The organism is Daejeonella oryzae DSM 19973 (assembly GCF_000422945.1).
GTDB classification, from domain to species: Bacteria; Bacteroidota; Bacteroidia; order Sphingobacteriales; family Sphingobacteriaceae; genus Daejeonella; species Daejeonella oryzae.
In genome coordinates this window covers 1-8907 of the sequence record NZ_AUHA01000010.1, presented here as the reverse complement: position 1 = coordinate 8907, position 8907 = coordinate 1, and the positions used below count along the sequence as shown (strand labels likewise).

The window sequence follows — 8907 nt, the reverse complement described above, 5'->3', positions numbered from 1 at the left end:
AATCCTCCCTATTTCGACCAAAAAATTGATTTCCACAGCTAACGTTAGTACCTTTCTAATTGCCCTTTGCGAGACCGATTTTAAAACTGGCGCATTATAGCCCGGGTGCAATCCTGGTTGGAATGTAAAAAGCCTTTCTGCTGTAACAAAAAGGCTTTGAGATGATTTCAGTGGTGGAGCAGATTTGCTACCCCGTTCAGAATAATTACATGTCAAAGATACATTCCCTTAGGGCATTTTTTCAAATCAAAAAGATGTTTTATGAGCAAAAAAGTATCTATGGAAGTGATCAATCCTTGTGCTGCTGGGATTGATGTTGGAAGCCGGTCACATTATGCAGCTATCGGTCAGGCAGAATCTGATGTCAGGGAGTTTGGTGTTTACAATGAGAATTTATTAGAAATGGCCCAGTGGTTTTTAGGTAATGGAATCAGAACTGTGGCTATGGAAAGTACAGGCACTTATTGGCAAAGTCTATATGCTGCGCTTCAGTCCGCAGGGTTGGAGGTAATTCTGTGCAACGGCAAGTTCACTAAAAACATTAAGGGAAAGAAAACGGATGTACAGGATTGTCAGTGGATTCAAAAACTACATACATTAGGTTTATTAAGCGGAAGCTTTTTACCGGATGAAGCCACGGAGCAGTTACGCACCTATTGCAGGCACCGGACTAATTTATTAGAACAGGCAGCAGGCACTACTAAGAAAATGCAGAAGTATCTACGGCTACTGAATCTGCGTCTGGATGTGGTAGTCAAAGATGTAGCCGGTCTCTCGGGGCTTGCCATGATCGATGCCATTTGCAAGGGAGAAACCAATCCGGAAAGACTAGCTGCTTACCGCCATGGCAATTGTAAAAAATCAAAAGAGGAGATTGCCAAAGCCTTACAATGGAACGGGAGAAAAGATTACTTGTTTGCACTGGGTCATGAATACCAGATGTACCAAAACCTGCAGTCAAAAATTACAGAATGCGATGGTGAAATCGAAAAGCTCCTGAATGAACAGATTGGCCAGGACGACAATAAAAAGCAGCATGCCATTGATAAAAAAGTTTACAAGAAAGTAAATAAGAATACGCCCAAGAACATGGACATCAACCTGCTCTCTTATCAATATTTTGAGGGGATAGACCTGCTGGCAATTGAAGGAGTAAGCTATTCCACTATACTCACTCTGATGAGCGAGGTAGGCAATGGGATACATAAGTTTGAATCAGCCAAGCAGTTTTCCAGTTGGTTAAGACTTTCGCCCAATAATAAAATAAGCGGAGGCAAAGTACTGAGTAATAAAATACCTAAAGGAAGTAACCGGTTAAAAATAGCCCTTCGAAATGCCGCCAATGCCATAGGAAATCTGAAAGATACAGCTCTGTCCAATTTCTTTAAGCGCATCGCTTTCAGAAAGGGACGTGTGTCGGCTATATCTGCAACAGCCAGAAAACTGGCTGTTATTATTTGGAACATGCTGGTAAAAAAAGTCCCTTACAGAGCCGAGACCACTTATGAATTTCTAGATCAGAAAAGAAAGAGGAAAGTTCAGGAAATGAAAAAGCTAATTGCTAGGTTTGACATCAGGACGGACGAGCTTAATTTGCAATTGTAAATCAAGGAGTTATAAAACGTTAGTCAGAATTGTAAGAGACATAAACAATGACGAAAGACTTAATATTCAAACCCAATTCAATCTTTGACTCAGTTAGCTTCAATAAAGACGCTGACAGATGGCAATTTAATTTTGCGGATAACATTTATGTCGCTTCATCTGGTTTTTGGAGACTGCTTGAATCAAATAGAATAGTTATTGTATCGCTTGACAACGGACATCAATTCGGACATCCACAACCGCTCGACCTTTCAGTCGAAGTAAACAAACTACTGACCGATAAAATGTTGACCGAAATCAGAGTGGATAATGAAACTGCCGACCTGACCTTGACAATTTCAGAAGGCATCACACTTCAAATATTTATTGCCTCCTCGGGTTATGAGAGTTATGACTTTTCAATTTATGACAAAAGATATATCGGTTTGGGTTCGGGCGACATTGGAATTATTGAAGCGCAAGAGAATCCACAAATATTGACAACAAGAAAACTGTGACAAATGGGAACCATAGCAGCTAACAGCACCTACCCAAAAGGCGGGGTTTCGTGTTCCAAAAAACAGTTTTGTGGTTAAAAAAATATTAGTTTTTCAAATAAAGTTTTGTGGTAAAAGTCCCGCCCTTCGGGTAGCTGCAAAACGTTAGCAGAAATATTACTAAGACACGACCTATCACAAACGAATGGACGACATTTTTAGAAATTACGAAAAAACAATAGAGAAAATACATTGTGTAAATTTCCCCTATTGTCCTCGTTTGCAACGAGGATATTTGAGCCATGCGATTTAATCGCCCACAATAAACCCTAATTGAAAGATCTGACCATCAACCTCAAGACTCTTTAAAAAATGACTTTCATTTCTTAGGATATTCCATATCTTCATTCTATCAAAAAAAGCATTCCATCTCATCCTTCTTGTAAGCTTCTTCAAGACAGTTTCCAGACAAAATATAATCCAGGCATCAGAAGCAAATAAACACATCAGAGCTTCTCCGCCATAGCATCCGGTTAGATCAATCCACCTTAACAACAATGTTTTACTCCATCCCACTAAAAATTCAAAACAACAAATTATCTCCCTCTAAAACAATCACCTATAAAAATCAGGAAGCACCTAAGCTATAACTTTGCTAATTTTATTAGTATTTTTACAGCCCAATCATACACCTATGCTTCGCCAAATAGAATCCGTTAAGGACGTCGAATTAGAACCCATTGCAGATCCCGGCCAGGTTAGCGGCTTTCAGTCCCCTGCTGCCGATTATCAGGAAGATCGGCTTCATATCCTGGAAAGGCTGGTTTCTGATCCCCTCAATACATTTTACTTTGAAGCCGCTTCGGATGAAATGGAGCAGTTCGGCATAAAAACCGGAACCCTGCTGGTGGTAGATCGTTCTAAAAAACCTTCCGGCGGAATGATCGTCATTGCCTGGCATCATGGCGAATGGTTGGTTCGTCAATTGATCACGCATGTTAAAAAGAAGTACCTCACTACCGGCAAGGAAGAAGATGAATTTGTGGAAGTAAATGCAGAAACCGGAATTTTAATCTGGGGAGTAGTTACCTGGAGCTGTTGCCCGCAAATGGAGGTCAAGAAATATGTACGCACTGATTGATTGCAACAATTTCTATGCATCCTGCGAACGGGTATTTCGTCCCGCACTTCGTACAAAACCTGTCATCATTTTAAGTAATAATGATGGCTGCGCCATCGCCCGCAGTCAGGAAGCAAAAGACCTGGGCATTAAAATGGGGACACCATTCTATCAGATGGAAACCTTAATCAAAGAACACGATGTAAGCGTTTTCAGCAGCAATTATACCCTCTATGCTGACATGAGCGCACGAGTAATGAACAACATTGCCCGCTTTACCCCCGACGTGGAAGTTTACAGCATCGACGAATGTTTCATTAAACTGAATGGGATGAATGATCTTGAAAACTACGCCATCAAAATCAGGGAAACAGTCATTCGCAATACCGGTATTCCAATCAGTATTGGAATAGCACCCAGTAAAACGCTCGCAAAAATTGCCAACAAGCTGGCAAAGAAAGGAAACGGAGTCTTCATATTGGATACTCCGCAAAGAATCACAGAAGCGTTGCAAATATTTCCCTTAAAAGATGTTTGGGGTATAGGCGCCCAGTACCATAAAAAACTACTAAACCAGGGAATTGAATTTGCAGAGCAGCTTCGGCAGATGCCCATGGAATGGGTCCGCACAAATATGACGATCCAGGGAGTTAGGATGTGGGACGAACTTTGGGGCCGGGCCCGAATTCCTTTCGGAGCCTACCCCGAGCGAAAAAAAGGAATTTGCTGCAGCAGATCTTTTGGAAAACTAACCGGAGATCTTACTGAAATATCTGAAGCTGCATCCAGCTATGCCAGCCGGGTGGCAGAAAAACTCCGGAATGATAAAAGTTGCGCCACACTGATTTCTGTCCGCCTCATCACCAATCAGTACCGAACAGATCTTCCCCAATATTTTAAAGGAATAACCATTCCCTTAAACCATCCATCCAGCAACACCCCCGAAATTGTAAAGGCGGCAATCAAAGCCTTAAAGCTGATTTACAAGCCCGGTTACAAATTCTTAAAAGTAGAGATTCTGGTTACCGGCATCATTCCCGAAAACGAAGTACAGCTGAATCTCTTCAGCACTTTTGACGGTACTCGACAAGATAAGGTTAGCGAACTAATGGATAAATTAAATAACCACTACGGCCGTGGCACCCTGCGCCTGGCCACGGAAGGATATAAAAAAGCTTGGGCTATGAGAAGAGAACATTTAAGCCCCTCATACACAACCAGGTGGAACGATATATTAAAAGTTAATTAATCAATTCGCTCTGAAAAATATATCTATCTTTTAAATTTGTACTTTCAGAATCTTAAATTTTACACCTATGTGCGGCAGAGTGGCATTACCTAAAACAGAAGTTATTGTGAAAGAGTTGGGTCTCAAATATGAAGGTGAACAATTTCCCGCTCACATCAACATCCCTCCTACGCTTCAGGTACCCTTAATCACCAATACCAAACCCGATACCCTGCAATACTTTACCTGGAGCTTAATTCCATCCTTCTCTAAAACCGGCAAAGCCGATTTTAAGATGAGCACATTTAACGCCACCATCGAGCGCCTGGAAGAATCCAATCTCTGGAAGCCTCTGTTGGGAAAAAGACATTGCGTAGTAATTACGGATGGATTCTACGAATGGCAATATGATGATCCTATCAAAAAGAAAGGATCACACCCCCACCTGATTAAAGCAAAAAACAGCCGCTTCACCTACATGGCCGGATTATGGTCCGCATGGGCCAACAAAGAAACTGGCGAATTAATCCCGAGTTGTACCATCATCACCCTTCCGGCAAACACACTAATGGCCGAAATCCACAACACAAAAGGCAGGATGCCCGCATTCCTAACCACCGAAACGGTAAAAGTCTGGCTTGATCCTGAATTATCTTACCAGGAAAGCAAAAATGCCCTAAGCCCGGTACCGGATGAATTTTTAGATGCGTATCCGCTTAAAAAAGTGGGTGATGAAGAGGAATATTTAGAATTAATGAAAATTTGCTAGATAAAATTTCATTTGGTAATCCACTCGGTAAGCTTCTGGTAGACATTGAGTCGCCTCCACAAGCTTTGATGTGTCCAGTATCACATATATTTTTCAATTAAGTCCTTTAGTATATTCAAATAGGCCGACATTTGTCTGGCAGGATTATTTCATCTGCGATTACAGGGAATAAAACATGGATAAAATAGCATTAGTAGTTGGTGCCAGCGGTATTGTTGGCAGCAATCTTTCTGAAAGATTGATCAGTTATGGCTGGCCAACATACGGCCTGGCCCGGAATCCCTCCATTGAAATTGAGAATTTAATTCCGGTCGCTGCCGACCTTTTAAATAAGCAAAATTTAACACAAGCCCTGGAGTCTGTAAATCCAACCCATGTATTCATAACCACATGGATGCGTAACGAAACGGAAGCGGAAAATATTAGGGTAAACAGCGCCATGGTCCGAAACCTGCTTGAGGTTTTATCACCTAAAAAATCTGTACAGCATGTAGCATTGGTTACTGGCTTGAAACATTATTTGGGGCCATTTGAGGCCTATGCAAAAGACGGATTTCTTCCCGAAACACCTCTGCGTGAAGAACACCCCCGTCTGGACCTGGAAAATTTTTATTATGCACAGGAAGACGAAGTTTATGCAGCCGCCGAACGTGATGGTTTCACTTGGAGCATTCACCGTCCGCATACGGTAATTGGTAAAGCTGTTGGTAATATGATGAATTTGGGGACTACCTTGGCTGTCTATGCTTCTATTTGCAAACATATGGGTCGTAAATTTCAATGGCCCGGATCAGCCGCACAGTGGAATGGGATTTCAGATATGACCGATGCTCGTGTTCTTGCAGAGCATCTAATCTGGGCATCAACAACCAACGTTGCCCGGAACGAAGCTTTTAACGTGGTGAATGGCGACATTTTCAGATGGAGTTGGCATTGGGGAAAACTTGCAAAATGGTTTGATGTCCAAGCCTCCGGGTGGGACGGCACCATGCATCCGCTGGAAAAGGAAATGGAGAACGATGCGGATGTCTGGACACAAATCGCTCAGGAATTCGACTTACAGGAACCGGCACTCAACAGGCTGGCATCTGCCTGGCACACAGACCTTGATCTTGGACGCCCAATCGAGGTAATGACCGATATGTCAAAAAGCAGAAAACTAGGGTTTACTGTGTATCAACAAACAGAAGAATCTTTTTTTGATCTTTTCAATAAACTAAGGGAAGACAGGCTAATACCATAATTTGTTAATAGCTCTTCAATAAATCAAATATAGAACGTTGGTGCATAAACCGTTGCCTAATAGCGACGGCTTTGTTTTGCCATTGTTTTATTACCCACCAAGAAAAACATGAGGCAGTATGGTAAGTCCTGAATTTCAACCTGATTAGTGATCCGGCTTGTTGAAAGTGCAGCTAGGAAACCGTAAGTCAAATATGGCGCTGACTTCGCCCTAAGTCATTAAGGATTGACCACTATTTTAGTGTATATCCTTACCAATAATGTTTTCAGGCTCCAATATTGTTTATTTCAAGTTTCGCTGTTTTAACAAGATTTCCAATTCTCTATTTTTTTTACTTTTAGGATCATTAATCATCTTATGAACAAAATACAAAGGTATAAGCATTAAAAATCCAAAAGTGCTTTCAATAAAGCTGTAAATCACAATTCCTATAAGAAGACCAATAAAAAAAGCATTTGCTATTGAAAATGATTTCATTTTTTTTGCTTCATCTAACAATTCCTGATCTGTTAATTGTGAAAGTTCTTTGTTTTCCATTTGCTTATTTATTTCGATGTCATTTTTGTAATCCGGTCAGTTATATGCTTATAGTTTCCTAAAATATAGCGGTATAAACGCATAAAATAAATTGATGTTTAAGCCATATATTTATTGCTAAATTAACATTCTATATATTCAATATAGGACTATCATCAGTCTTCTACTTATAGAAAGGCTGAACGGTAGACATTATTGAAGGAAAGGAAATTAAACAGTAGTTAATTTCAAAATAAAAATCAGAAAAGCGTTTTGATAACCGCCCTTTGCATCCTCCAGTTTAAGCGGGGAATTACTGTCAAGAAAGTGTTTGCTCCTGTAAGATAAAAGCTCAGAATATAACCTATTGTCCTCGTTTTCAACGAGGATACTTGAAAATCGCGATTTTATCGCCCGTAGATAGCTTATAATAAACACGGAAAAAAATCTTCTTTCCCGGTCCCTAATGAACCTTTCTATTATATTCCTTAATTATTAAAAAAAAAATCATCCTCAAATGCCCGGATTACTCTCTGACAAAAAAATATTAACCTGTTGGAAGTGACCAAAAGCATTCAAAAAACCATTGACGCAGGGTATAAAAGCATTTACTGCAGAAGACCAGGATGAACAAACTACACTTCTAAAATCATTCAGGACATTGTTACCCTGATCTGGTGGATAAATTAACAGAAAAGTAATCTCCAGGATCTCTTCTACATTCCTGTGCTTATTAATTACGAACTCTATTGGGTTTATTAACCCTAATAAGGTTTAAATCAGGAACAGGCGATACGATAAGTGGAAATTTTTCAACTACTACATTACTGGTATCAAGTCCAAATGCTTTTTCTTCAGAAAGACTATATTTCTTTATAAGGAAATGCATTTTCATCATAAAACGGTCCCAAAAGCTTAGCTCATTCTCAGGACTTAAATATTTTTCCATCACAACAAAAGTAAAATCACCGGTTGCCTTGTCCCTTTCAAGGCTTTCATAGCGACTTGTGATATCTACTTCTTCCTTACGGACCATGTCTTCAACAACCTTACGGAAGAGCAAGTTGATTCTCGGTTGCACACGGAACCCAAGCCTGAATTCCACTCGAACAATATCGTTTGGAATTATATTATCAACTGTGTATTCACAGGTATATGGATCATCGACCGTATCAACATGAATAAACCAATATATATCTGCCCGTTTAGGCTTTTTATATAGAAGAGAATACATGATTTTGTGTTCTATTTCGCGGGGATTATCTGCGCTGGTTAAGTAAACCAAATGAGTAGCATATTTTGGGATCGTAACATCGTTGCTTAGTTCTTTTAACTTGGGTATGTAGTGAGAAAGCTCAACAAATTCTACATACCGGTTCTTAATCTTTCGGGATTTGAACCAATTGTACATGATAAAGAAAAGCATTCCGCCAATCAGCAGCGTAATATATCCGCCATGGGAGAATTTATCCATGTTGGCCGCAAGAAAACTGAATTCTATAGTAAAATATACGAAGAGATATATATAGATCAAAAATGGCTTTTTACGTTTGATGATTAAATAGTTCGCAAAAAGGATTGAGGTCGCTATCATACATAATGTGATAGCTAAACCATAAGCAGCCTCCATATTGGATGCTTTTCCAAAGTAAAACACAACCCCTATACAACCAATAAATAAAAGCAGATTAATAGCAGGTATATAAACCTGTCCCCGGGCTTCGGTGGGATAGTTAATTTCCAATTTTGGCCATAGGTTCAGCCTCATTGCTTCACTGATTAAGGTGAAAGATCCGGAGATTAACGCCTGGCTTGCAATAATTGTGGCAGCTGTGGCGATCAGAATTCCAAAATACAGGAACCATTCGGGCATGATCAGGTAAAACGGATTAAAGCCCGATTCGATCATTTCAGATGAAATTAATTTACCCGAATAATTGCTTAACAACC

Annotated in this window: 8 protein-coding genes; 6 read left to right on the top strand and 2 right to left on the bottom strand. The window is 40.1% G+C overall.

What is annotated here, in order from left to right:
• Positions 1-261: 261 nt before the first annotated feature.
• From G521_RS0113125 to G521_RS0113095, 6 genes are all read left to right on the top strand, one after another.
• Positions 262-1605, top strand: coding sequence for an IS110 family RNA-guided transposase (locus G521_RS0113125; RefSeq protein WP_036678713.1), 1344 nt, complete (start codon positions 262-264; stop codon positions 1603-1605).
• A gap of 47 nt (positions 1606-1652) precedes the next feature.
• Positions 1653-2102, top strand: a complete 450-nt coding sequence (locus G521_RS0113120) for a hypothetical protein (RefSeq protein WP_026898937.1) — start codon at positions 1653-1655, stop codon at positions 2100-2102.
• Positions 2103-2775: 673 nt separating this feature from the next.
• Entirely contained in the window at positions 2776-3222 is a 447-nt protein-coding gene (locus tag G521_RS17260) for a S24 family peptidase (protein ID WP_051189751.1), read from the top strand.
• A complete protein-coding gene (locus tag G521_RS0113105; RefSeq protein ID WP_026898935.1) occupies positions 3206-4450 on the top strand; it encodes a Y-family DNA polymerase in 1245 nt (414 codons plus the stop codon). The genes G521_RS17260 and G521_RS0113105 overlap by 17 nt, the downstream gene beginning before the upstream one ends.
• A 67-nt stretch (positions 4451-4517) precedes the next feature.
• Positions 4518-5198 (top strand): SOS response-associated peptidase, encoded by a 681-nt coding sequence (locus G521_RS17255; protein WP_051189750.1) that lies wholly within the window; start codon positions 4518-4520, stop codon positions 5196-5198.
• 175 nt (positions 5199-5373) lie between these two features.
• On the top strand, positions 5374-6441 hold the full coding sequence (locus tag G521_RS0113095; protein ID WP_026898934.1) for an SDR family oxidoreductase: 1068 nt from the start codon (positions 5374-5376) through the stop codon (positions 6439-6441).
• Positions 6442-6723: 282 nt separating this feature from the next.
• On the opposite strand, the gene G521_RS0113090 is transcribed toward G521_RS0113095, so the two are convergent.
• Together G521_RS0113090 and G521_RS0113085 are read right to left on the bottom strand one after the other, a co-directional pair.
• Positions 6724-6978: a hypothetical protein gene (locus G521_RS0113090; RefSeq protein WP_026898933.1), complete on the bottom strand. Its 255-nt coding sequence runs from the start codon at positions 6976-6978 to the stop codon at positions 6724-6726.
• 712 nt (positions 6979-7690) lie between these two features.
• Positions 7691-8907: KUP/HAK/KT family potassium transporter (locus tag G521_RS0113085; RefSeq protein WP_026898932.1), on the bottom strand; the 1217-nt coding region annotated here is incomplete at its 5' end.